The organism is Nitrospirillum goiasense (assembly GCF_034427435.1).
Lineage (GTDB): Bacteria > Pseudomonadota > Alphaproteobacteria > Azospirillales > Azospirillaceae > Nitrospirillum.
In genome coordinates, this window is the sequence record NZ_JAXQNP010000004.1 from 1,098,606 (window position 1) to 1,124,387 (window position 25,782).

A 25,782-nucleotide genomic window follows, 5' to 3' on the forward strand; every position below is an offset into this window, starting at 1 on the left:
CAGCCTGCTCAGCCGCCCAATTGCATCCCCACCCGCCGGCATCCCAGGATCACACCGGCGGCCCCCAGGATGGCGATCAACGCCAATCCCGGATTCAGCGTGGGGTGCTGGATCACTTGCACAAAGTCGCCGGGCAGCCCGACCCCGTAGAGCAACACGCTGATCAGGACCTCAACTGCCGTCACAGCGATGGCCAGCCACGGCGACAGGGCATACAGCCCCACCGCACCGGCCGCTATGGCCATGAGTGGCATGGCCAGCGTGCCCTGGTGGGTGATAGTGGAGCCCGCCTTGAACATCGCCAAGCTCCACACCACCGCGGTCATCAGGAAAGCCGCCCCGGTGACCAGCACGAACCGGGCGGCGGCCGCTTCGCGCCGGACGACCAGCAGGACCGCCGGCAAGCCGAGGTAAAAGGCGCTGATGGGGGCGGAAGTGAGGAAGAACAGCTGGCCGCGCAGCGATTCCGAAAGGGCCTGATAGCGGGCGGTGTCACCGGACAGAAGGGCCGCGCCCGCGGACCAGAGCCATCGCGGCATCTCCAGCCCCGCGCTGAAAATCTGAAGAAAATTAGACCATTTGGTCTGGATGATCTCCTGCCAGGACAAGGCGCCGTAGGCGTCCCGAAGCGTCGTCCAAGTTCCCCGGGGGTCAACCGGGACCACATCGGCCAATTGGAACTTCAGCAGGCGATTACCCGGTGGATCGATCAGGGCTTGGTAAAGCGACCAGGGCAGCATCAGGGCCACAAAACAAGCCAAGCCCGCCAGGATGAAGCGCCAATGCGGCAGGCGGCCCAGCGCCAGGAAAGTGAGTGTAAGGGCGATGAGCAGGAAAGCCGCGCCACCGTGGCTCAACATGGCCAGCGCGGCCGTGGCTCCCACCAGACCGCCATGGGGGGCGCTTTCCCGTATCTCATGGTATTTGGGGGACAGCAGCAGCGCCGCCGTCATCAGGATGAAACCGGCGGCCATCAGCTTCGGCCAGACGAAGTAGCCGTGAATGACGGCGATGGCGGAAAAGCCGCAGGCGACCAGGGCCACGGCAATGGCCCCACCTTTGAGACGCCATGCGGATAGGTAGGCCGCCAGTCCAGCCAAAAACAATGACTGCCCACCCATCGATGCCAATTGATAGATCAGGTTGTGCCGCCATCCGAGCTTGGGCGCAAGCAGCGCCACCTCCAGTTCCAGCCCCGTTTGCAAGGGAGGGCGGTCACTGCTCAGCCAGTCACCGGCCAAAGGCCGGGGAACGTGGTTTCCGTAAAGGCCATCGCCGAACATACGGGGCAATTCGTTATCGATCGGCAAATGATGGGTGAAACGGACAGCCGCTTCGGCCAGGACATCGACGAAACCGCCATAGGCCAGTCCTGTGGCGGCGAGAGCGATGGTAAAGGTGACCATCAACAGTAACACGCTGACCAAGGGGTCCCTGCGCGCCGCGCCCCCCTTCCACCAACCGCTTCGCCAACTGGTGACCAGTAAGGCCAAAGCCACCGTCAGCGTGACGACGCGCCCAATCTGACTGGACAGGAAATAGGCGCCAAAGGCGATATACCCCACCAGGCCGTAGCCGACGCCGGCTAGAATGATCCGTTCAGCGGGCGCCCTGAACCACCTGACGCTAAAGTCTGTGAGGACCACCGTTACGGGGAGATACGTTAAAATAAAAACCAGGGGCGTGAAGAATACTATAAAGAATAAGATAAAGCCGTTATGCATATCATCCATATTAACCGCCCATCACTTCGAATGAATATGTCATAGATCCGCAAGGTAATGGCAGCGATTTATAGCTGCACCCTTACCTATGCTCTTCTATTGGATTGGCTTGTTGGGGGCGACCTCATGCAGCCCCCCCACAGCGAACCACTCACCCCAACCGGCGCCCTGGTCCCGGAATACCAGGACCATCGCCTTGCCCACCACCGCTTCAGGCACCTGGATCTCGAGCCCGGTCCAGGTGGGCGAATTAATCAGAGGGTAGCGTCCCAATTCAACACCGGTCTCCGCGTCCAGCAACACGGCGACCTGGTTCTCCGCGTGCGGGCCGGTGACCAGGGGGAACGCAATGCGCGACTGGCTGGCGATGAAAGGACCAACCCGCATCTCACCGACATTGCCATCAGCACCACTCCACGAACCGTACGCACTTTCATCCAAGGGCAGCGGCCCGGCGGCGGCGTTCTGCCCGTCTTTAGACCAACCGCCCGATAAAACAGGCGCTGAGGTGACAGGAATGGCGGCGCCTAGAGATGATAGAGGAACCAGGCGGGCGTTGTTTGACGGGGTGATCTTTTCCCCGACGACACAGGTGTGATGGCCCGGAAGCAGCCCATAGGCTCGGACCAGCGTCGACGGCGACGCCTTCAGAAACCCGTTCCATCCCACAACTCTGCTGCGTACCGCTTGTACGGTCAAACGCACATCCGGGCGGGGCCATCCGCCACCCGCATAGCCGACGACCGTGCCCTCCGCGTCGGTGAAAAGCAGGCGCGTCACCGGCTTCCTGCTCCCCTGATCCCACGCCCAACCCGTCGCCGCGAGGCTTAGCTCCCCGGCGCTCGAAGACAGCATGCCGACGGCGTCGAAGTTGCCGATGCACCGGTTGGCCAATGTGCCGCCGAGCCAGTTCGGCTTTTGCCCCAGAAGCCGACTGTCCGGGTCGGCGAAAACCGACAAATGATGATCCCGCAGGAACGGCACATGCCGATCGATGACTTCCGCCACCGGGAACAAGGCCCGATATGCCGCGTCATCATGAACACCGCTGAGCAGGGCGTCACGTGCCCGGGCGTTGGTCAGCGCCTGGTTGGCCGCTTCCTGCCAGCCCTGGAGATGGCCTTTCATGGCGCAGAACAGCAGGCCGGCCACCATCGCCGAACCGACCAGGGTCAAGCCCACCCCCACACCGTCCCGCAGTCGTCGCAAGGGAGCCCAATAACAGATGTGTGCCACCCAGAAGGCCGACACCGGGGTCACATAGCGGCCAGAGAAGGCTTGGTCCAGCCCGAAGGTCACGCGGCCCAATGCCGTCAGCATGGCCGTGCCCAACACGAAAAGGATCAAGGCCAGCAGGGCGATCCGAGCCGGCGCCTCATCCCAAGTCCGGCATGAACGCGCCAGGGCGGCTAGGGTCAGCAGCAGTCCGATCGCACCGAAGAATATAGCGGCCTGGGTGCGGACCGGCTCAGCCAACCCCAGGCATGTCACCAGATTCCCCAGGTAAGCGCTGACGTAGCCGAGATAGGGGAGAGGGTGCGTCAACGAATAAAGGTAAGGTGAATGTCCCTGTACCGGATGGAAGTCGAAGAAATAGGTCGCCGTCAGCAATAGCGCCCACCCAACGGTCGCAAACACGGTCGCGCGTCCCGCCCGCAGCGCCAAAGCCATGGGAATAAGAAGGAAGGACGCCAGGATACCGTTGGACAGCGTATAAGTACCAACCAGGACAAGGACGTAAGCCAAGCAGAGGTGGCCGATCGCGCGCTCACCCCGCCGCGTCCGCTCGATGGAAATGGTGAACGCCAGGAAGGCGGCGGCCGCGGCCGCCACCGCGCCGAAGAATTGGACCTGGAAACCCCAAAGGAAATTCTCACGCTGTGACAGCGAGAACAAAATGGCGGCGCCTATGGCCGCAAGGCCTAGATAAACACCCCGATCTTTTTCCAGTTTCCGGAAGAGCGCCAAAATGGAAAACAACGTGATGGCCACGATCAGTACGTTGCAGGCCAAATCAACGGCGTTCGTGCTATTCGCGGCGAGATAGTCGAGGAAGAAAATCAGCCGGGGAAGAATATGCGATGCTCATTGTGCTGGTCGAACAGGTCGCCGAACCGCAGGCCGCCTTCAGCCAGCCGACGGGTGTAATCCAAGTCCGTCCACTGGTCCGAAAGAGGCGCGGAGCTGCCGAAACGCAGCAATGCGACAACCGTCGTCGAAACGACCAAAACACTCAAAACCAAAAGAGATGCGACAATAAGAATCCGAGAAATAGACTCAATACTTATTATTCCAGTGGAATATCTTTTGCGTAGGCCGCCCATTCCAACTGACATATTAATCCCGTCCGGTCTAAATCGGTTAATGCCGCCAAGTTATCCAACACGCGGCCCCAAAGTTCAAGGCGCGGGGCTACCGGGATTATCCCCGCTGAATGGCTTCCCCCCTCTCCGAACCACCGTAAGGCCATGGGGCCGGCGTTGCCACCCGGCTGGGAAAGCACCGTGGACAGTCACGAGCAGACCCTTTCCTTACAGCTTGGGGGCGCATCCTTACTGTTTGGGGGAATAAGAGACTTGGGGATCCGCCCCATGTCCTCACCGCTTGGGGGTGAGTTGCGACTTGGCCCGGGTTTCAGTGACACCCCGGTGTCACGGATGCGTTCCCTTACCGGCCGGGGGCATGCGACTCCCTGGATTTGTCGAGATTGTGAACCACACCCTTACCGCTTGGGGGCGATGTCCCCCTTGGAAACGCCCTATCGCCCCAAGATGGATGCCGTGTGGTGAATCCTGTGAACGATTCCAGAGAGTTAAGGAACCATATCACGACGGACGCGAACAAACTCCGCCCCCAAGCGGTAAGGATGGCACCTCTGTTCCCCCCGCCAGTAAGGTTGACCAAGCCCCTTGCCCCCGAGCGGTAAGGATTGCCCCGCGGGGTAAGGACGAAATCCATCCACCCTATCCACTGTCCGCTGGGCGTATGTCATGCCCCACCCGTCCCGGCAGCCCATGATTCGGGGAATGGTGACGGTTGGCACTCATATCGCGAGTCGCCGTGGCGGTGGTTTTTGCTGTCCGGATGAGGCTTGATCCTGCCTTGTTATCCCCCAAAAGGCCCTGCTTTTAAGGGTGTTCCTTTTCAAAAAAGATTCTAGGGCGCCCAAGCCCTGGCAAACCCTGGGGTTTTGCGACCTTATGCTTACCAGCCGGGGGCGCCATCCCTACCGGCGGGGGCGAGTCGCCTGCCGCCCCAGGGCGTAAGGGGCGGCGTTGATAGTGCCCCCGGGAAGTAAGGATCTGGGAAATAAGGCGTTTCCACCCTTTCCTTACTTGCGGCCCATGTAAGGAAGCTCCTAAAGTGCGGCCATTCGTTCACGGGATGATGGCATGCCGCGCAAAAGCGATAAACCGGTCTTGAGGCCGTCAGTACCGATGGCTGACCGCTTGGTGTCGCCCGCAACGGTCGGGACCAGGGATGCCCTTATGCCCTATCGGCCCCAGGATGTCGCGGGACCGGGCATCGTCATCGACATGGACCCCGATGGTGGGCTGGATACCTCTGTGCCGGCGCTGGCGGAGGAGAACGCGCTGGGCCTGACGGCCAAGGTGGCGGCGACCACGTTCGAGCGGGACGGCTACAAGCATCTGATCAAGGCGGCGGAGGCGGTCTATTCCTACCCCGCCAATGGGTCGCGGCTGTCCCTGCCGGCGCAGAAGATGCTGAACTTCATGATCCACCTGGCCGGCAGCCAGAACTTCGCCAACAAGCTCTATCGCCTGCCCAAGAAGGTGGTGCGCGGCAACCACAAGGGCAACGAGCGCATTTTCGATGCCGTGAAGGAAATCTACGAGTTCAGCCTGGTGGTCATCGGTCCCTTCCGGGGGCGTCGGTCCCGTGCCGAGCTGCGCATCCTCAGCAGCTATGTCCGACCGGAGGAGGAGATCGAGAGCGATAGCGCGGACATCCACTTCCAGTTCACCGACGCCTTCCTGGAACTGCAGCGCGCCTCCAAGCTGTGGGCGCGGCTGTCGGGCCCGGCCATGGTGAAGGTCACCAGCACCTACGCCCTGAAGCTCTATGAGATCGGGATGCAGCGCTATCAGATGGATTTCCCGTCCCTGGCGCTGGATATCGACACGCTGCGGCGCCTGCTGAACGTGCCCGAGGGCGCCTACAAGGATTTCGGCATCCTGCGCACCCGCACCATCGACCGCGCCATCGCCGAGGTGAACCAGTTGGCCCCCTTCCGCGTGGAAATGCCGGAAGCCAAGATGGTGCGCCGCGGCCGCAAGGTGGAGGAGGTCACGCTCGACTTCTTCGCCAAGGATGAGGATGAGGTGGCCGACACCTTCCTGGAACGCGAACGTCACAGCGTGGGCCGCCGCGCCCGGCGCACCGGCAAGGTGGAGAAGCTGGAGCCGGCGGCGATCGAGGCGCCTCCCCCCTGCCCGACGCTGACGACGCCAACGCCCTGTGGGCCGCGGCACGGCACGCCCTCTTGGCCAAGAACGTCCCGGCGCCCCTGCTGCGCGACCTGGAGGTGGAGCGTATCGAGGAGACCGCGCGGGGCGAGCGCCGCCTGGTGCTGCTGGCCGGTCACCCCGCCACGGCGCAGACCGCGCGCATGAACCATGAGGCCAGTATCCGCAGTGTGCTGATATCGCTGACATCCGGCACCATCAACGGCGTCGACATAAAGGCGCCCCCACGCCGTAAGGACAAAGCCGCCGACCCCGCCCCCATGGCGTAAGGGTGAGGGAGTTGCGACGTCGCAACCTGTGTCGTGACGTTGACGTAACACAACGCCCTATGTTGACATGATTTGGCCGACCTTCGTATGCTGCGGCACCTGAATTGGCCTCGACACGGGAAGGATATGCCATGGATGGCGCCGCATTGCGCAGCGCGCGGGAAGCGCGGGGCGAAACCCAGCAGACCTTCGCCGATTGGCTTAACGCCAGCCTGGGCCGGAAGTATGACAAAGGCCGCATCAGCCGTTGGGAAACCGGTGGGGAGAAGATCCCCCAGGCCGTCATCGACCTGTTGACCCCCCGCCGCCGCGCCCGCCAGACGGCCACCATCATCGCCCTATCCAACCAGAAGGGCGGCGTGGGCAAGACCAGCGCCTCGGTCAACATCTGTGCCGCCCTGGCCGCCATGGGCCAACGCGTGTTGCTGGTGGATGCCGATCCCCAGGCCAGCGCCACGGTGCACCTGGGCATCAGCCAGGCCGACATGTCGGAGGCGGGCAAGACCACCTATCACGTCATGCTGAAGGACCAGGCCACGGGCCAGGCGGCCGTACCGGTGTGCGATGGCCGTTTCCACCTGCTGCCCAGCACCATCCTGTTGTCGGCGGCGGAGACGGAGCTGATCGCCGAGCCCATGGGCACGCTGGTGCTGCGGGAACGGCTGGCCATGGTGCGGCGGGCCTATGACTATATTCTGATCGACTGCCCGCCCCATCTGGGCATGCTGACGCTGAACGCCCTGGCGGCGGCCGACGGCGTGCTGATCCCCGTGCAGACGGAGATGCTGGCCCTGATGGGCGTGCCCCTGCTGCTGGACACCATCAGCAAGGTGCGCCGCCGCGGCAATCCCGACCTCAGTGTCATCGGTATCCTGCCCACCATGTACACCGCCCGCCACACCCAGGACCGCGCCACGCTGGCCGATCTGGAGGCACGGTTCGGCGGCGCCATCCGCATCTTCACGCCTGTGCCGCGCGCCACCATTTTCCCCCAATCCGTGGCCGCCGGGCAGCCCACCATCGATGTGGCATCCGACCCCGCAACCGTGGCACCTTTCCGCGAGGTTGCCCAAGCCTTGCTTGAGGCGGATGGAGAGGACGTTGCCCATGTCGCGTAAACTGGCCCGCAGCAATCCCGCCCTGGCGGCGACGGCGGCCAGCCTATTGCCCGCCACGGCCAAGCCGCTGAACAAGCTGTACGGCACGTCGGAAGATTTTCCGGAGTTGGTGGAACTGGACCTGGACCAGGTGTTCCCCAATCCGGACCAGCCGCGCCGTCACTTTGATGAGACCGCCTTGCGCGAGCTGGCGGACAGCATCGCCGTCCAGGGCCTGATCCAGCCCATCGTCGTGCGCAAGCGGGCGGAAGGCGGCTATCTCATCGCCGCGGGTGAGCGCCGGTGGCGGGCCCATCGCCTGTTGGGCAAGGCCACCATATTCGCCATCGTCACCCAAGGCGGGGTGGACGAGATCGCCCTGATCGAGAATCTCCAGCGCCAGGATCTGGACACGCTGGAGGTGGCGCGTGGCCTGAGTCGGCTGGGTGAGACGCACCGCTACACCCAGGACCAGTTGGCCGGCGCCGTCGGCCTGAGCAAGTCCGAGGTGTCGCGCCTGTTGGCCCTGATGCGCCTGCCGGAGGATATTCTGGCCGAATATCCCGAGTATCGCGACCAGGTGACCAAGAGCCACCTGTTCATCCTGGCGGATGCCGAGGATGACGCTGCGCGCCACCGGCTGTGGGCGCTGATCAAGGGCGGCGCCACCATCAAGGCCTTGCGCGCCGCCAACAAGCCGACCGAGCCGCAGGCGGTATCCCCCAAGGCGGTGCCGCCGGCGGGCCGGCTCATCACACGCATGGAGCGGGATTTGGCGCAGATGGCGGTCGGGCCATCCGGGTTGGCGCCGGAGGATCGTCAGCGGCTGGAGCGGTTGCGCCTTCGCTTGGACGAACTCCTCCGTTAGAGCGGAACGCGATCAGGTGTAGTCACCTGATCGTGTAAATCCGCTCTATCATGAACAGGTTAAGAGCGAGATGCGATCAGACATGATCGCATCTCGCTCTAAGCCGGAGTGCGGTCAGGTCATGATCCCGGACCCCGCCTTCCCATGATTGCGACGTCGCAATTGCCGCTTCAGCAGAACGCGAAGGCGCCGGCCCAAGGTGGTCGGGGCCGGGGACAATTCCCGCGCCTGCCGCAGCGTGCCCCCAAGCGGTAAGGATGCCGCCAAGCCGACCTTGGGGACGGCCACGCGCTGCGAGAGATAGATGCCGGAATGGCCGCTGAAGGCGTAGGCCACGAAGCAGGCAACGGCGATATAGGGGGTGTGGGCCGCGCCGAACAGCTCTATCCCCATCAGGGTGCAGGCCAGCGGCGTGTTGGCCGCGGCCGCGAACAGGCCGACGAAGCCCAGGCCGGCCATCAGGTCCAACGGGGCATTCAGCACGCCGGCCAGCGCATGGCCCAGGGCCGCGCCGATGAAGAACAGCGGTGTCACTTCACCCCCTTTGAAGCCGGTCGCCAGGGTGATGATGGTGAACAAGGCCTTCCACAGCCAACTGAAGGGATGATAAGGCGGCTGGAACAGGCCGGGCAGGGTGACCGCGCCCGGATCGGCGGACCACACGCCCAGGCCCAGATAGTCCCGGGTGCCCAGCACCTGGACCAAGGCGATCAGCAGCAGGCCGCCCAGCACCGGGCGCAGCAGCGGGTGCGGGCAAAGGCGCCGGACCAGGGCGGCGGCAGCGTGCAGGGTTTCGGAGAAGGCCAGGCCGGCCAATCCGAAAATCACCGCCGCCGCCGTCACCTTGGCCAGAAGCCAGCCCTGGATGTGAAAGCCGGCGTCGCCGGCGGCGATGGCGTAGGAGGTGTGTTCGATGCCCCACGCGTGGCAGGTCCAGTCGCCCACCAGGGCGGCGATGAGACAGGGCAGCAGCGCCTCATACCGGACCTGACCCAGGCTCAGCACCTCCAGCGCGAAGATGGCGCCGGCGATGGGTGTGCCAAAGACCGCGCCAAAACCCGCGGCCACGCCGGCCATCAGGACCAACCGGCCTTCTGTCGCGGAGAGCCGCATCAACCGGCTGAAGCCACTGGCCAGGCTGCCGCCCAGTTGCACCGCCGTGCCTTCGCGCCCGGCGGAGCCGCCGAACAGATGGGTGACCACGGTGGCGACCAGGATCAGCGGCGCCATGCGCAACGGCACGCCGGCCCCGGGCTGGTGGATCTGGTCGACGATGAGGTTGTTGCCGCCATCGGCCCGCCCGCCGAAGCGGCCATAAACCCAGACGATGGCGACGCCGGCCAGGGGCAGGGCGTAGAGCAAGGCGGGATGATCGAAACGCAGCCGCGTCGCCCGGTCCAGGCTCCACAGGAAAAGGGCGCAGGCGCTGCCGATCGCGGCGGCGATCGGGCCGATCAGGCAGAGCCATTTCATCAAGGCGCGCGTTTGCGCGGCCCACGAAGCCAACAGGCGGCGGGGAAGCATCGAGGAAACCCGGGATTTGGTGATGTAAGGATGGGGCGTGGACACTGCAGATGGACTCCGACCGTCAGGTGACAAACACCGAAGGTAGGAATCATCAGCCCCGGGGCGGGGCGGTTCGGCCACGGGACGTGGCCAGGCAGAAATCCATTGCCGATGCCAGCTATTACGGGCAGCGGTGTCGCCTGTCAACCGCGATGATGGGGCGGGGGTGTTCCGATTCGCTTATGCTCAGGCGGTATCGAATCGGCCGTCCCCACCCGATTCGCTGATATTTTCAGCTTGAGGCGAAAACTAAACGAGCCTTAACTTGCGTCACTGCCCGAGTCTCTGGTCCTTACAGCAGGCGCACCTTGTTCAGCAGCGCCAGCAATTGGCTCTGTTCCTCCGCCGTCAGCACGGAGGACACCTTGGCCTCCTGCTCTTCCACCAGGCTTTCGGCATGGGCCAGCAACTCCTGCCCAGCCTCTGACAGGCTCAGCATCTGCACGCGGCGGTCCTGGCGGCCACGCACGCGCTTGAGCAGGCCGCGGTTGGCCAAGCGGTCCACCAGGTGCGCCATGTTGGGTGGGGCGATTTCCAGCACGTCGCCCGCCTGACGTTGATTGACGCCCTTGTTCACGCTGACCAGGCTCAGCAGCGAGAATTCCGCCAGGGTGAGCTGGCAGGGGGCCAGATGCTCCAGCACCAGGCGCCGGACCAGGGTTTCCGCCCGTGACAGGTTGAACCCCACGAACCGCTCCAGCTTGGAGCAATCCAGCGTCGTTTCGGCCTTGCCCCCGGCGGGCGAGACCTCGTCCAGGCCATCCTCGGCCACCGCGGAGGCGTCAAGGGTCAGGTCATCGGAGGCGGGTTTATGGTTCTTAAGGGCCGGCATGGGTGCGGTCTCAAAAAGCGGTGCGGGCGTCGCGGCGTGGCGCGGATGATCGGTTCCAGGCCCTTATATCAGCCGCGACGGCGCAGCCGATAGTATTGGTTAAACTATCCTGTTAATTGTCGTTGCCGTCCAGAGAAACCACCATTCGTCGTGCCGTCCGCGAGGTACGTCATGAGCGTGGGGCCGGGCGGTACATTCCGGGCGCGGTGCCTTGGTACAAGGCCTCCACCAGGGCCGTGCGTTGGGTCAGCACCATGCGCTGGTTGATGGACCGCTTGTCCGTAACCTCACCCTTGTCCAGTGAAGGCGGGTCGGCGAGGACCACAGCGCGGGCCACGCGGTTGGCGCTGCCGGTGGCGGTGGCCGCCAAGCGGTCGACCAAGGCCTGGAACTGCCGGCGGACCGGGGGGGCGGCGAGGATATCGCCAATGGGCGCGCCGGCAGGCAGGGCGGCCAAATCGGCGCAGGCCTCCACGTTGGGGAAGATCAGGAAGCCCAGGTCGTCGCGTTCGGGCGCGGCGATCACCACGTCCTGGACATAGGGGGCGCCCTCCGTGATCACCCGGGCGCGCAGGGGGCCGACATTGACGAAGGTGCCGGAAGACAGCTTGAAGTCCTCCGTCAGGCGGCCGTCGAACACCAGGCCCAACTCCGGCCGCGCCGGGTCCAGCCAGCGCACGCCGTCACCGGTGCGGTAATAGCCATCCTCATCGAACGCTGCCGCCGTGCGATCCGCCGCCCGCCAATAGCCGGGCATGACGTGGGGCCCGGCGAAGCGCGCCTCGAGCTTGTCCCCAACGGGCACCAGCTTAACGGCGCAGCCGGGGGCGGGCAGGCCGACATAGCCCGCCTGCAGCAAGGCGCCGGCGCTACCGCCCAGGGAAAAGCCGCTGGTGGTGAACAGGCAAGAGGGGGAGGTTTCCGTCATGCCCAGGCCGGCGAAGACGGGAATGCGGGCGCCGCAGTGCGCCTCCGTCACCCGGTCCAGCCTGTCCCAGGCCGCTTGGGACAGGCCAGCGCCGCCGAAGAAGAACATGCGCATGCGGGCATAGAAGGAGTGGCGCAGTTCCGCGTCCTCCTCCAGCGCCGCCGTCAGATCCTCCCAGCCCTTGGGCACGTTGAAATGGACCGTGGGCGAGATGTCACGCAGGTTGCGCAGGGTTTCGGCGAAGTGCTGCTGCGTCGGCTTGCCGTCGTCGATGTAGTAGCTGCCGCCGTTGTAAAGGGCGATGCCGACATTGTGGCTGCCGCCATAGGTGTGGTTCCACGGCAGCCAATCCACGATCACCGGCGGCTCTTCCCCGAAGACGGGGAAGCTTTGCAGCAGCATCTGCTGGTTGGCGCACAGCATGCGCTGGGTGGTGGTGACGGCCTTGGGGGTGCTGGCGGAGCCGGAGGTGAACAGGAATTTCGCCACCGTGTCCGGCGTCAGGGCCTGATAGATGGCATCCACGGTGGTGGGCGTGGTCGCCAGCAGGTCCGCCAGCGGCGTGACGGCCCGGTCGGGCAGGGACCCGGATGAGGCCACGATCTCCACATCCGCCGGGACGACCGCGGCGATGGCGGCGGCGTACGCCGGGGCCTTGTCGACGAAAACCAAGCCCGGCGTCACCGTTTCCATGACCAGCCGCAGCTTCTGGAAGTCGCGGGACAGTAGGGAATAGCCGGTGGAGACGGGGCAATGGGGCACGCCGGCGTACAGCGCCCCGGCGGCGACGCGCAGATGGTCGACGCTGTTGCCGGACAGGATGACCACCGGCCGGTCCGCCGTCAGGCCGCGATCCAGCAGGGCTTGGCCGATGGCGCGGGCGTCAGCCAGCATGCCGGCGTAGCTGATGCGCCACCAGTCGCCGTCCGGCCCCCGTTGGGCCACCAGGGTGCGGTCGGGATCGGTGGCCGCCACGGCTTCCAGCCGCTCCAGCAGATGCCGGGGGTAGGGGGCTAGGTCCTCGGCGCAAAGCAGGTGCCAGACGCCGCCGGGTTCCGGACGCAGCCTTACCGGCAGGGGGTTCACCGATACCGCCCGGTAGCGCGCATCGGCGGAAGAAGGGGAGGCCGCACGGGTCACTTTGCCTGATCTCCGATGAAGAGATGGGGAGGGGAAGGACGCAAGCGATACGGGGCCGGCCATCCCCCAAGCGGTAAGGATGGCCGGTTGAAGGTCAGATGGGGTAGTGGCGCGGGCCCGTCTGGATGGTGACCCAGCGCAGCTCGGTGAATTCGGCCACGCCCCATTTGCCGCCGAAGCGGCCATAGCCACTGCTTTTCACGCCGCCGAAAGGCATTTGCGCCTCATCGTGCACGGTAGGGCCGTTGATATGGCAAATACCGGACTCGATGCGTTGGGCCAGGGTCAGGGCACGGGCGACGTCCCGGCTGAACACGGCGGCTGACAGGCCGTACTCGCTGTCATTGGCCACGCGGATGGCGTCCTCGTCCCCGTCCACGCGCATGACGGCGACGACGGGCCCGAAGGATTCCTCGGCGTACAGCTTCATTTCCGGCGTCACGCCGTCCACCACCGTCGCCTGCATGATGGCGCCCTCGATCCCGCCACCGGCGGCGATGCGGGCGCCCTTGGCCACGGCATCGTCCAGCAGGGTCTTGATGCGCTGGCCGGCCTGGACGTTGACCAGCGCGCCCAGGATCGAGCCGGGGGCGGAGGGATCGCCGGCCGTCAAGGTGCGCGCCTTGGCTGCCAGCTTGTCCACGAAGGCGTCGGCGACGCGCGCATCCACCACCAGACGTTCGGTCGACATGCAGATCTGGCCCTGGTTGAAGAAACCGCCGAAGGCGGCGGCATCCACCGCCGCGTCCAGGTCGGCGTCGTGCAGCACCAGCAGCGGCGCCTTGCCGCCCAGTTCCAGCAGGGCGGGCTTCAGGTGCTTGGCCGCCAACTGGGCGACGATGCGGCCCACGCCGGTGGAACCGGTGAAGTTCACCCGGCGCACGGCGGGGTTGGCGATCAGGCGTTCCACGATGGCCGCCGCGTCGGCGGGGGCGTTGGTGATGACGTTGACCACGCCATCGCCCAGGCCCGCCTCGTGCAGGATCTGGCCGATCAGGCGGTGGGTGGCGGGGCACTGCTCACTGGCCTTCAGCACCACGGTGTTGCCGCAGGCCAGCGGGGTCGCGATGGCGCGGGTGCCCAGGATGACGGGGGCGTTCCAGGGGGCGATTCCCAGCACCACGCCGCAGGGCTGGCGCAGGGCCAGGGCCATGTTGCCAGGCACGTTGGTCGGGATGACCTCGCCATTGATCTGCGTGGTCATGGCCGCCGCTTCGCGCAGCATGTTGGCCGCCAGCATGGCGTTGAAGCCGTACCAGTTGGGCATGCCGCCGATCTCGGCCGCGCCGATGGCGATGAAGTCCTTGGTGCGGGCGTCCATCAGGTCCGCCGCCTTCATCAGGCGCTGGCGGCGCTCACCCGGGCTCAGCGCGGACCAGGCCGGGAAAGCGGCCTGGGCGGCAGCCACGGCGGCGTCGGCGTCGGCCAGGGTGGCGGCGGCGGCGATGGTCACCGCCTCGCCGCTGACGGGGTTGGTCCGGGTGAAGGTGGCGCCGTCGGCGGCGGGTACGTCGCGCCCCCCGATCAGCAGGCCTGTCGTCGTGCTCATGGCAACCCTCCCTGGGTTTATTGTTTTGGGGATTCGTCGTTCCGGCCGCCCGTGCGCATCCTTGCCCCCAGGGCGTAAGGATGCGCCCCCGGGGCGTAAGCGTGGCGGTTCATATCCTTACCGCCTGGGGGCGTTCCCGCCCCCACCGGTCGATCAACCGCGCTTGTAGGTCTGCAGGCCCGGCTTGATGGCCTTGTCGTCCAGGAACTGCTTCAGGCCCTGCTCCCGGCCCTTTTCCGGATCACGCAACTGGGCCTGATCCAGCTTGGCGTACAGGTAATCCTCGTTCTGCTCCCAGGTCAGTTCGCGGCAGCGCTTGAAGCCATGCTTGGCGGCGCGCAGCACCACGGGGTTCTTGGCCAGCAGCACCTGGGCCAGCTTGGTGACCTCGTCACGCAGTTGGTCGCGCGGCACGCTCTTGTTCACCAGGCCCATCTGGGCCGCCTGCGGGCCGGTGAAGGTTTCACCGGTCATGATCAGGTGCAGGGCGGCGCGGTGGCCGATGGTGTCCGCCAGGGCCTTGCTCACCAGATTGCCCGGCGGGATGCCCCAGTTGATCTCCGACAGGCCGAACACCGCCTCGTCGGCGCAGATGGCCAGGTCGCACGCCACCAGGGGCGAGAACGCGCCGCCGAAGCACCATCCGTTGACCATGGCGATGGTCGGCTTGGAATACATGCGCAGCAGCCGCCACTGCCAGGTCGAGGCGTCGCGGCGCACCTTTTCCTGCAGGATTTCCGGGCCGGCGTCGGTCTCACGGAAATATTCCTTCAGGTCCATGCCGGCGGTCCAGGCGTCACCGGCGCCGGTCAGCACCAGAACCTGCGCGTCGGCGTCCAGCTCCAGCGTCTCCAGCACGCTGACCATGTCCCGGTTCAGGGTGGGGCTCATGGCGTTGCGCTTGTCGGGACGGTTCAGGGTGACCCAGGCGATACCATCCACGACATCGACCAGGACGGTCTTCCAGCGATCCGCATACTTAGACTGGGACATGGGCCTCTAGGCTCCTTGGCTGCATTTCCTCCGGCGGCCGTTCCGGGCGGGCGGTGCGCGGACGCTGGGCCCTCATGTCCGGACGACGATTAACTTATAGAAGATAACTATTATGGACGCAATAGATCTCGCGGGCGATCTTACGCCCGCCGCTCTTCCCCTTCCCGCTCTTGCCGCCCCCGCTGCCAGCCAAGGAGCGGCGTTGCCGTTTGCGACGTCGCAAGCGGTGACGGTGGAAACGGACGGCCGGTGCGCCAGGCGGAATCCGGGTGTCAGGGCTCAGGCACGAAAGGCGCGCAGGCGGTCAGCCGCCGTGGCGCTCTGGTTGGCGGCGATCATCGACGGGATGACCAGGGTGACCGTGGTCCCCTGCCCGGGCACGCTATCCACCGTCAAATTGCCCTTCAGCCGCTGGGTGACGTGGTTGTAGGCCACATGCAGGCCCAGGCCGGGATGGCCGCGGCCGCGGGCGGTGGTGAAGAAGGGGTCCAGGATGTGGGGCAGCACGTCGGCCGGGATACCCCGGCCATTGTCCGCGATGGAGATCATGACCACGCCGCCTTCGGCCGAGGCCGTCACCGTCACATGACCGTGGGACCCGGGGTCGAAGGCGTGATCGGCGGTATTCGCCAGGATGTGTGTCAGGGCGTTGACCAGGGATTCCGGCACCGTGGAAACGACCAGGCCATACGGCACGTCCACCGTCAGTTCGATGGCGCCCTGGGCCAGGGCGGTGCGCGCCACGTCGGCGACGTCGGGCAGCAAGGTGGACAGGTCGACCTCCGTCACCTTGCTTTCGCCATCCTCGGCGGCGATGGCGGTGAAGCTCTTGACCAGGGCCGCCGTGCGCTTGGTGTTGCGCTCGACCAGGTCGGCCAGGTCGGACCATTCCTCCAGCCCGGTTTCCAGCGCGCTGCGGGTCAGCTTACCCTGGGCGATGTTGTCGCGCACGTCCTCCAGGCTGCCGCGCAGGCTGCCGGCGGCGGTGAGCACGACGCCCAGGGGCGTGTTGACCTCATGCGCCACGCCGGCCACCAGCCGGCCCAGGGAGGCCATCTTCTCCTGCTGGACCAACTTCGACTGGGTGGTGCGCAGGTCGGCCAGGGCCTGAGCCGTCTCCATCCAGGCGGTTTCGGCGCGGCGGTAGGATTCGGCGTTCTCCAGCGCGATGGCGCTGTAGGCGCACAAGGTGCGGAAGATCATCTGCTCGCGGTCGCCGTAGGCATGGTCGGCGACCACCACCAGCACGCCCAGCACGCGGTTCTCCACCACCAGCGGGTAGGCCAGCGCCACCCCGTCCTCCACCGTCTCCGTCAGCTCCTGCCGGCTTTGCGCGGCGCGGGCGGGCAGGGACTGTGGGTCGTCCAGGTAGACGGGCTCCACCACGCTGCCATCGGCCGTCGCCGGCTCCAGGTAGGATCCCTGCAGGCGATATAGCACCAGGCGGTGGCCGGTCAGCAATTCACCGACATAGCGCTTCAGCGTGCTCAGCACGGCGTCCAGGATCAGGGTCGCGGTGATGTCCTGGCCGGCATCGCCCAGGCGCCGCAGGATGGCGGCGGACTGGGTCAAGGCCGCGTTCGCCTCCGTCAGTTCCGTCGTGCGCTGGGCCACCACCGCCTCCAGCTCGCGCTGGCGGCGGCGCAGGATGGCGGTGCGGCCGCGCACCACCAGGCCCACGACCCCGGCCAGGCCCGCGATGCCCAGGATTTGCGCCCACCACGTCTGGTACCAGGCGGGCAGGATAGCCAGGGGCACCGTGACTTCCGCGCTGGACCATTGGCCGCTGCGGTTGCTGCCCCGCGCCCGCAAGGTGTAATTGCCGGGCGGCAGGTTGGTGTAGGCGATCTGCCGCCAGTTGCCGTCGATCTCCTGCCAGTCCCGGTCCAGGCCCTCCAGCTTATAGGCATAGCGGTTGCGCTCCGGGGCGGAGAAGTCCAGCGACGCGACCTCCAGGCGGAAGCCGTGTTCGTCCGGATTCACCGTCAGGGGGGTGGTGGTGTGCGCCACCTGCCAGCCCGGAACCTGTCGGCGTCCGATATAGGCCTGGGTCACCACCACCGGCGGCACATAGGTCCAGTCCGCCAGCAGGCGGGGATGGATCAGGGTGACGCCGTCCTCCGCCCCGAACAGGATCTCGCCGTTGGGTCCGGTGGCGACGGAGGTGGACCAATGCGTGGTCAGCCAAACGCCATCGGACCGTTGAAAGGCCCGTATGGCCATGGTGATGGGGTCGATGCGAACCACGCCGGTGTCGGTGGACACCCAGATGAACCCGTCCTCGTCCTGCGCCACGGCGTTGGCGGTGGCCAGCAGGGGCTCGACGTCGCTGGCCAGGAACTTCACCGGCCGCCGACCGTTGGCGTCCGGCCGGCCCACCATGGCGACACCTTGGCCGTAGAGGGTGGCCCACAACCGGCCCTGGCGGTCGGTCGCCAGCGAGGCGATGTTGTGGCTGGTCAGCGTGGTGGGATTGCCGCTGTCCAGGTCGATCTTCTGCACCCGGCCGGTATCGGTGCGGGCCAGATACAGGCCGCTGTAGGTGCCGATCCAAAGGCTGTGGTCTTCCGCCGGTTCCAGCACGGTGATGCGCTGGTCGCGCAGGCCGCCGTCCCCCTGGCCCAGGGGGCGGACGGTTCCAGCGGACGGGTTGTAAGACCAGACGCCGATGTTGGCATCACCAATCCACAACTGGCTGCCATCCCACAGCAGGCTGGAGATGTTAAGGCTGGTATCCAGGCCAGGGACATGCACCAGCCGTACGGCACTGGCGTTCAGATCGGTGCGGTACAGGCCATCGCGGGTGCCGATCCAGACAGTGCCGTTCTGTTGGACCGCGAAGGATCGGACCGACTTCGATGGTAAGGCATGGTTCGGGTCGTTAGGGTCCGAAGCCAAATGGGCTAAAAGCTGGCCGGTGGCATCCAGGACGTCGACCCCGCCCCGGCCCCGGCCCAGCCACAGCTTGCCATCGGGGGTGACCATCAGGGAATGGGCGCTGCGATCCTCCGTCTGGGGATTGGTCGAGATCGGCGTCAGGAAGCGGAAGGCCTGCGCCGTTGGGTCGAAACGGCACAGCCCCGGATAGGTGCCGACCCAGATGAGCCCCGACTTGTCCTTGTACAGCGACAGGATGTTGTCGTTCAGCAGGCTGTCGGGAACGGTGCGGTTGCGCTTGATGGTCTTGGCTGTCCCGGCTGCCAGATCGACTTCCAGGATACCGTTGCCCATGGTGCCGACCCAGAAGATGTCCGGCGCCACCTCCAGGATGGCCTTGACCCAATCTCCCGCCACGCTGGTGAAAGGGGCCGGCAGGGGTTGGAACTCGGCCACGCCGTCCTTGTCGAGTTGCACCAGAAGGACGCCATGCCGGCTGGTGCCCACCCACAGCCGACCATGCCCATCCTCATACAGGGCGGTGACGCTATCCATGGCGGCCGCCCGGGGCAGGGGTATGCTGCGGAAGTCCGTTTGACCGGGTCGCAGGTAGGCCAAGCCATTGGCCGTACCCACCCACAAATAGCCCCGGTGGTCGCGCTTCATCGCCTGGACCTTGTCGCCCACGACGCCCCCGGCCGGGTTGTCAACGCCGTGCAGGTGATCGGCCGTCGCCTGGTTGGCGGGTAGATGATCCAGGCCGCTTTCCGTTCCCACCCACAGGCCGCCCTCGCCGTCATCCTCGATGCTGCGGACGTCGATATGGCCCATGATTTCCAGCGGCACCCGCACGAAGCGGTCGATCGCCGGGTCATAGCGCACCAGCCCCGCTGCGCTGGTGCCTACCCACAGCCGCCCTTGGGTGTCGGTATGCAATGTGCGGATGTTGCTGTCGGGCAAGCCATAGGGCCCCGTCGCCCCACCGCCGTACGATTTGAAATGATATCCATCGAACCTGGCCAAGTTATTGGCGGTGCCGATCCAGAGGTAGCCTTCCCGGTCCTGCTCGATAGCGGTGATGTATTCGATGCTGCTGCCCCTGTCCTCGTTGTACCGGGTGAACAGATCGATGATCGAATTATGCCACGTCTCCGCAGCGTGGGTCGAAGATGGGATGATCACGGACAAGCATGCAGGGACCAGGGCGCCCAGGCGCCTGATTTTGCGGAGTGTTTGGCGAATTTTCCCTGACAAGTCGTACATGGGGCTCACTTACACGTCGAACCATGGTGTCAGCGTGACCATTGATCCATTCATCGCGATGAGCGCCTCCCGGTGAAGACGGGGCCTTGGCTGGCTAGACCGATACGATGCCGTATCCAGACTTTTTGCCAAGACCCCGCAGCAATTTCACCAGCTTTTATTCAGCCGAAACGTTCTGCTCCTGGACATCCTCGACGGAGACGTTTTGCTCCTGGACGTCCTCGACGGAGACGTTCTGCTCCTGGACATCCTCGACGGAGACGTTTTGCTCCTGGACGTCCTCGACGGAGACGTTTTGCTCCTGGACGTCCTCGACGGAGACGTTCTGCTCCTGGACGTCCTCGACGGAGACGTTCTGCTCCTGGACGTCCTCGACGGAGACGTTCTGCTCCTGGACGTCCTCGACGGAGACATTCTGCTCCTGGACGTCCTCGACAGAGACATTCTGCTCCTGGACATCCTCGACGGAGACGTTCTGCTCCTGGACATCCTCGACGGAGACGTTCTGCTCCTGGACGTCCTCGACGGAGACGTTCTGCTCCTGGACGTCCTCGACGGAGACGTTCTGTTCCTGGACGTCCTCGACAGAGACGTTCTGCTCCTGAACGTCCTCAACCGTGGCGGCGAGCTTCACAACGGGAACGACCGGCACGGTGGGCTTCGCCAGGGCTGCTACCCAGCTCTGTTCATCCGCGTTCAGCGCGCCAAAGCTGGTGACATACTGCACTGGGTCGGCGCGGAAGGCCTGGGCCGATTTCGGGTCCAGGGCGATCTGCTGCATGGCCTTGAAATAGGCCGCGGACATGGCGGGCGGCGTGGAGGGCACCAGGGTGATGGGGGCCTGCGGTTCGGTCGGGGCGGGCAGGGGCTTGCCCACCACGGAACCGATGCCCAGGCGGTCCGCCATGGCCATGTCGTTGTCCAGGCTGTCCTTGGGCGGAATGTACAGCGTGCTGGCCTTGCTCAGCCGCTTCAGGTTGGCCGGGTCCCGGTAGGCGCCCAGCTTCAGGCGGCGCAGCACCGGCTTCTGGCCGGGGCGGGTGGCCCCGACATAGTCGACGCAGGGGTGATCCGCGCCGTAAATCTCGATCAGGCGCTCGAACAGGATGGCGCGGCGCTCCAGGTTGTCGGTCACCGGCCGGAACAGGTCGCCCACGGGGCCCACCTGCATCAGCACCACATGCCCGCTGGTCACCAGCGGCCGGTTGCGCAGCAGGAAGTCGGTGGCCTCCAGGGCCTGGTAGCCGGACTGGCTGGGGTCCACGCGCAGGTCGGCGAACAGATAGTCCAGCGACGACACGCCCGGCAGCAGCCAGGTGTCATAGCCCTCGGCCTTGGCCGAGGTCAGCGCCAGGCGGGCGGGCGCGACGTAGAAACCGGGGTGGCCATAGAACACGCCCGTGACCCGGCGGCCCGACCGCACCTCGGCCACCATCACCTCGGCCATTTGCACATAGGTCAGGCTGCGGCGCTTGTCGGCGCCGTACAGGGTGGTGAGGTCGACGACGTTGGGATTCAGGGCATGAAGATCGGCCAGCGTCAGCGGATCGCGGATGCAATGGAACACGACGTCCGCGTGGCGGATATGGCCCTCGGCTTCCCGGGTCAGGTGCCCCAACGCCTGAATGCCGGTGCCTACGATAGCCAGGCTGCCACTGGATTGTTTCGCTTTCGTTTCAGACAGGATCGCGTGTGCATCCGCAATTCTGGTGTCCGGCATCAATACCCCCATCGGTTGAGTTTGTACGCGGGCAGATAAGCTAACAGTCTGCCGTCCGATGGGGTAGATCCAATGTGTCGCGCGGCACGTTTAACGGCCCCCGACGGTGCCAATGGTCCAATGTCAATGGCACGTTAATGGACCTTTGCAATCGGGCGGGGAATTGGATCATAGTGGCCGAAATTGGCCTAAACGCAGATCAGGGGCGCTTCATTGTTCGACACCGGCTTTTTTCGGATGCGGCTGAATCGCCCCCTCCTCCTTGCCATCGCGCCGCTGTTATTTTTAATGGCATGGGCCGGGGCCATTTCGCCGATCAACGCGGCGGAAAACGTGGAGCATGTCGTAACAACCGCTGTGATAGGCAGCTGGCCTGTCGATCTGCATCCCCTCACCAGTGACGAGTTGGGTCACGTCACGGTGAAGCGGTTTCTAAATCGCCCGGTATTGGAGCAGGGCTCCAGCGGACCGGTCTGCTTGTACTGCGTATCCGTTCCAACCGAGGTCGACGGGTCCTTGCGCTTCAAGCCGGCGGCTGATGGCAAAGTCGAAACGGTCGCCCGCTATGTCATTCGCCCGAATGCGAGGTGGGCGGATGGCGTTGCCATCACCACGGCTGACATCGCCCTTACTTGGAAAATCATCAATCATGCGGGGCAGGCTTTGGCGGCCCTTGATTCTCGCTCGACCGATATAAAGGACGTTCGCATCGTCGACGTGCGGACATTTGAGGTGGTCTATAGCGGCATGCTCTGCGCCACCCGCTTGACAGTCCCTCCCATCGTGCCCAGCCACCTGGAGGGGGCGATCTGGGAGGCCGATCCGAAGAGCTATTTCGAGCATTCCTTGTATCGGACGAAACCAGAAACCCCGGGGCTCTACTCGGGCCCCTTCCGGTTGAGCAGGATGTCCGGTAAAGCCTTGAGACTGGTCCGAAACGCCTACTGGGCCGGGCGGTCGCCCGCCTTTGACGGGGTGATTGTGACGGTGGCGGCCAACAAGTCTGATCTTGAGAGCTTGGTTCGTGGCCGCAAGATCGACACCTTCACGACCCTCGAATTTGATGTTGGGCGTCGCTTGGCGCAGGACATGGCTGACAAATACACGGCCTTCTATACGCCCAGCGATTTCCTGGTCCATCTGCGCCCGAATTTCGACAATCCCATCCTGTCCGACCTGCGTGTCCGCAAAGCGCTGATGTACGGCCTTGACCGTGAGGCGCTTGTCGCCGCGCTGTTGGACAACAAGGGGACGGTGGCGCAAAGTCTTCTTAGCCCCTTCATGCCTGGCTATGCCGTCGTCGATCGCTACACGTACAATCCACAGAAGGCGTCTGGCCTGTTGGATGAAGCGGGCTGGATCAAGGGCAAAGACGGCCATCGCCACAACTCTGCCGGCAAACCCCTCAAGTTCGAGATACGGTACCGGCGGACCCAGCCATGGATCGACTTGGCCCCGCAACTGGCCAAAGCTTGGAATAGCCTGGGCGCGCAGGTGGATCTGGTCGAGGATCCTTCGCTAACGGGCGAGGCTGTCGATTCCCGGCAGCGCTACCCGGGCCTGGTTGGATTTTCGGAATGGCTGCTTGGGGGCGTCGAGGTCGCGCGCTATTGGTACCATTCCGGGATGATTCCGACCGCGGACAATGGATGGCAGGGCAGCAACTATTTCGGAATCAAGGTGCCAGCCTTCGATGCGGCCATGGATCGCCTGCTCACTGCGGGCTGTGCGGTTGAGCGTCGCCGTGAGGCACTGGTTGATTTGCAGAAAGCTTACGCCGAAGGGTTGCCAGCCCTGCCCCTGTGGTTCGGCACCGTGATCACGCTTTCCGACCACCGTCTTGAGGGCACCGTGAATCCACGAACTTTTTCCGCCGCACCGGTCGAAGACTGGCGACTACGGCCGTAGCCTCGATTTGCCCTGTGATGCATCCCCTGCGGGTGTTATCACCATTGCTTGGCTAGGAATGGGCACGTCATACATTTCTTACGGGTGGCGGGTTGGGAGAATTGGTGCGGAACGACGGGATAAAGGGGTGGGGGCGTAACGCTGCCGTCGCGTCCTCTCCGCGGTTGATTGAATATTTACGCAGTGGGCTAAGGATTCTGGCGCCTGTGCTGGCGGCTGGGCTTCTGATGATATCCCTGTTCGGAACCGGGGAGCGCACACTTCACCGTCTAACCGGCGCCATTGACCAGATTGTTGATCGGAACTTGGCCGGCAGCGTCAAGCTGGCCGATATCAACACACGCGTCCAAAGCGTCAATGCCCGCTTCAATCGCCTCCTTGCCGTGAAGTCTGCCGGACGACAAGGGGTGGATGTCGACGCGGAATTAGCGGCAATTACAGCACAGGTCGACAATCTAACCAGTGATCTGAGGTCTTACCGGGACGTTTATGCCACGCCCGCGCAACGGGATCGCCTGGATGAAATTCTGCGCAACCTTGCCGATTACAAGAGCGCGGTGGCCTGGGTGGGGTCCATGCTCGGGATTGATTTCGCCAGCACGGTCAGTTTCATCGAACCCTTCGGCGAAGTTTTTAACCGCGTCCAAGGGGAATTGACCAGCATCGTCGCTGAAACCAGCAAGGATGCCCAAGGCCAGGCGGCGGAGGCGACGCGCCAAGCGGAAAGGACGATCCGGACCTTTCTTTACTCCGCCGTGGCGGTGATGCTGGGCATCGCTTTGCTGGCGTGGTTGATCGGTCGTTATCAGCAGCATTTGCGCATCAGTTCCGAAATGTTGCGTCAACAGGTTGAGGCGCGTACGGCGGAACTGCGCCAAGCCAACGACGACCTCGCGGCATCGGCCGATGTCTTGCGTCAATTGGGCGACGCGGGCTTGGCGCTCACCGCGTCGTTGGATCTGGCCGAGGTGCACGAGGCCCTACATCAGCATCTATGCGGTCTCATTCCCATGGATGCGTTTGGTGTTGCGCGGCTTTCGGGCGATGGTCGCGACATCGTGTTCGAGCATTTTGTCCTGAACGGACGTGCGCTGCCTGCCTTTTCCCGGTCCGCCCGGGGGGGCACCGAACCGGCGGTCCGCGCCATGAAGCTGGCGACTGAGGTAGTCACGGTCGGCGATGATGTGGCGGCCTGGATAACGGATGTGGTGGGTACCATCGATGGTACCCAGATGCGGGCGGCGGTATGGCGCCCGCTGGTGGTTTCCGGCAAGGTGCTGGGCCTGATCACCGTGCAAAGCCATGATGTCGACGCCTATGGTCCGCGCACACTTGAAATCCTGCGCTCCGCGTGCGCCTACGCCGCCATAGCCATAGCCAATGCGCGATCATACCGTGACTTGGAGGCCACCTTATCTGAACTGCGGACCGCGCAGGACAAGCTGGTTCAGCAGGAAAAAATGGCGTCCCTGGGCCGATTGGTCGCCGGGGTTGCCCATGAGATCAACACCCCCCTCGGGGTGGTGTTGACAGCAGCCGGCAGCCTGTACGGTGGGGTCACGGATCTGCGCGATGCCATCGCGGGCGGGCGGCTGACGCGGGCGGCCCTGGAACAGGGAATCGCCGAATGGGCGGACCTCGCCACCGTGGTGGAGCGCAATGCCGTGAGAACAGCGGCGCTCGTCAAAAGCTTTTCCGCCGTCGCCGTTGACCAGGTGGACAGCCGGGCGCTGGAAACGGACCTTTCCGTTTTGCTTTCCGATGTGGTGACGCTATTCCGCCCGGCTCTGGACAGGGCCGCGATACGCTTGGACTTCGTGGTGGCGGATGCCTTGGTTGTCAGGACGGTGGGGGAGTCGCTGACGGACGCCCTGACCCGCGTCATGGCGAACACCATTGATCACGCCTTCGCGTCGGATCAGGGCGGTCACGTCATTTTATCCGCCACCGCCGCCAGTGATGGTGGTGCGGTCATCACCATCGCGGATAATGGCGTCGGTATTCCTGCCGATGCTTTGCCGCATATTTGCGACCCGTTTTTCACGACCGCCCGGGGCAGTGGACATCCCGGTTTGGGCCTGCATGTGGCGTTCAATCAAGTGACGCAGCGGCTGAATGGCTCCCTGGTGGTTGAAAGTACCCAGGGGCAAGGGACACGGGTGACCTTGCGCATCCCATCTCTCGATAGTTGATATTCTATAAAACTTATAATATTTTCCGCTTATAAATTTGCGCATCACAGGAATAGGCTAAGCGCCTGGGCGCGGCAGGTTTAGTATTCACACCGAGAAAATGGGGGATTTATGACTCAATTTCTGACCGAAATGACGCCCGAGGATGTGCAGAAGGTTCTGGGGCGTGCCCTGCTGGAGCCGGGCTTCCGTAAGCAATTGTTGGCTGATCCCAAGGGGACGCTGGCCATTCTGGGCTACAAGGCCTCTGCAGAGGCTCTGGCGTTTTTTGCCAAGCTTGGAGATCAAGCATTTGGCAATGCCGCTGATGATCTGGCCGCTCATATTGCCTCGAATCCGCTGCCGGACGTCTGGTATTAATTACTGATC

The 25,782-nt window shown here is 64.6% G+C and carries 15 protein-coding genes and 1 riboswitch; of the genes, 6 read left to right on the top strand and 9 right to left on the bottom strand.

Going from position 1 to position 25,782, the window contains the following annotated elements; all coding sequences use genetic code 11:
• Positions 1–8: 8 nt before the first annotated feature.
• Together ULB03_RS26585 and ULB03_RS26590 are read right to left on the bottom strand one after the other, a co-directional pair.
• Positions 9–1,733 (bottom strand): hypothetical protein, encoded by a 1,725-nt coding sequence (locus tag ULB03_RS26585; RefSeq protein WP_322486093.1) that lies wholly within the window; start codon positions 1,731–1,733, stop codon positions 9–11.
• 87 nt (positions 1,734–1,820) lie between these two features.
• Positions 1,821–3,716, bottom strand: a complete 1,896-nt coding sequence (locus tag ULB03_RS26590; protein WP_322486094.1) for a hypothetical protein — start codon at positions 3,714–3,716, stop codon at positions 1,821–1,823.
• A gap of 1,496 nt (positions 3,717–5,212) precedes the next feature.
• On the opposite strand from ULB03_RS26590, the gene ULB03_RS26595 reads away from it, so the two are divergent.
• The 3 genes from ULB03_RS26595 to ULB03_RS26605 all read left to right on the top strand — a co-directional run bounded on the left by ULB03_RS26595 (position 5,213) and on the right by ULB03_RS26605 (position 8,445).
• Positions 5,213–6,358 carry a replication initiation protein gene (locus ULB03_RS26595; protein ID WP_322486095.1) on the top strand — a complete coding sequence of 382 codons (1,146 nt, stop codon included), beginning with the start codon at positions 5,213–5,215 and terminating at the stop codon, positions 6,356–6,358.
• A 253-nt stretch (positions 6,359–6,611) separates the two neighbouring features.
• Complete coding sequence (locus ULB03_RS26600; RefSeq protein WP_322486096.1) at positions 6,612–7,598, top strand: AAA family ATPase; 987 nt, start codon at positions 6,612–6,614, stop codon at positions 7,596–7,598.
• Positions 7,588–8,445: a ParB/RepB/Spo0J family partition protein gene (locus ULB03_RS26605; RefSeq protein ID WP_322486097.1), complete on the top strand. Its 858-nt coding sequence runs from the start codon at positions 7,588–7,590 to the stop codon at positions 8,443–8,445. Before ULB03_RS26600 ends, ULB03_RS26605 begins: the two co-directional genes overlap by 11 nt.
• A gap of 114 nt (positions 8,446–8,559) precedes the next feature.
• On the opposite strand, the gene ULB03_RS26610 is transcribed toward ULB03_RS26605, so the two are convergent.
• From ULB03_RS26610 to ULB03_RS26640, 7 genes are all read right to left on the bottom strand, one after another.
• Entirely contained in the window at positions 8,560–9,918 is a 1,359-nt protein-coding gene (locus ULB03_RS26610; protein ID WP_322486098.1) for a voltage-gated chloride channel family protein, read from the bottom strand.
• 129 nt (positions 9,919–10,047) lie between these two features.
• Positions 10,048–10,130: riboswitch (Fluoride riboswitch) on the bottom strand.
• A 173-nt stretch (positions 10,131–10,303) separates the two neighbouring features.
• A complete protein-coding gene (locus ULB03_RS26615; protein WP_322486099.1) occupies positions 10,304–10,843 on the bottom strand; it encodes a MarR family winged helix-turn-helix transcriptional regulator in 540 nt (179 codons plus the stop codon).
• Positions 10,844–11,012: 169 nt separating this feature from the next.
• Positions 11,013–12,911 (bottom strand): feruloyl-CoA synthase, encoded by a 1,899-nt coding sequence (locus tag ULB03_RS26620; RefSeq protein ID WP_322486100.1) that lies wholly within the window; start codon positions 12,909–12,911, stop codon positions 11,013–11,015.
• A 94-nt stretch (positions 12,912–13,005) separates the two neighbouring features.
• The gene (locus ULB03_RS26625; RefSeq protein WP_322486101.1) at positions 13,006–14,460 is read right to left on the bottom strand and encodes an aldehyde dehydrogenase; all 1,455 of its coding nucleotides are present in this window, start codon (positions 14,458–14,460) and stop codon (positions 13,006–13,008) included.
• A gap of 153 nt (positions 14,461–14,613) precedes the next feature.
• Complete coding sequence (locus ULB03_RS26630) at positions 14,614–15,453, bottom strand: p-hydroxycinnamoyl CoA hydratase/lyase (RefSeq protein WP_322486102.1); 840 nt, start codon at positions 15,451–15,453, stop codon at positions 14,614–14,616.
• Positions 15,454–15,732: 279 nt separating this feature from the next.
• The gene (locus ULB03_RS26635; RefSeq protein ID WP_322486247.1) at positions 15,733–19,512 is read right to left on the bottom strand and encodes a two-component regulator propeller domain-containing protein; all 3,780 of its coding nucleotides are present in this window, start codon (positions 19,510–19,512) and stop codon (positions 15,733–15,735) included.
• A gap of 238 nt (positions 19,513–19,750) precedes the next feature.
• Positions 19,751–21,325, bottom strand: a complete 1,575-nt coding sequence (locus ULB03_RS26640; RefSeq protein WP_322486103.1) for an SAM-dependent methyltransferase — start codon at positions 21,323–21,325, stop codon at positions 19,751–19,753.
• 201 nt (positions 21,326–21,526) lie between these two features.
• On the opposite strand from ULB03_RS26640, the gene ULB03_RS26645 reads away from it, so the two are divergent.
• From ULB03_RS26645 to ULB03_RS26655, 3 genes are all read left to right on the top strand, one after another.
• A complete protein-coding gene (locus tag ULB03_RS26645) occupies positions 21,527–23,221 on the top strand; it encodes an ABC transporter substrate-binding protein (RefSeq protein WP_322486104.1) in 1,695 nt (564 codons plus the stop codon).
• Between the two features lie 227 nt (positions 23,222–23,448).
• Complete coding sequence (locus ULB03_RS26650; protein ID WP_322486105.1) at positions 23,449–25,413, top strand: sensor histidine kinase; 1,965 nt, start codon at positions 23,449–23,451, stop codon at positions 25,411–25,413.
• A gap of 111 nt (positions 25,414–25,524) precedes the next feature.
• Complete coding sequence (locus ULB03_RS26655) at positions 25,525–25,773, top strand: Os1348 family NHLP clan protein (RefSeq protein WP_145731909.1); 249 nt, start codon at positions 25,525–25,527, stop codon at positions 25,771–25,773.
• The last annotated feature ends 9 nt before the right edge of the window (positions 25,774–25,782 follow it).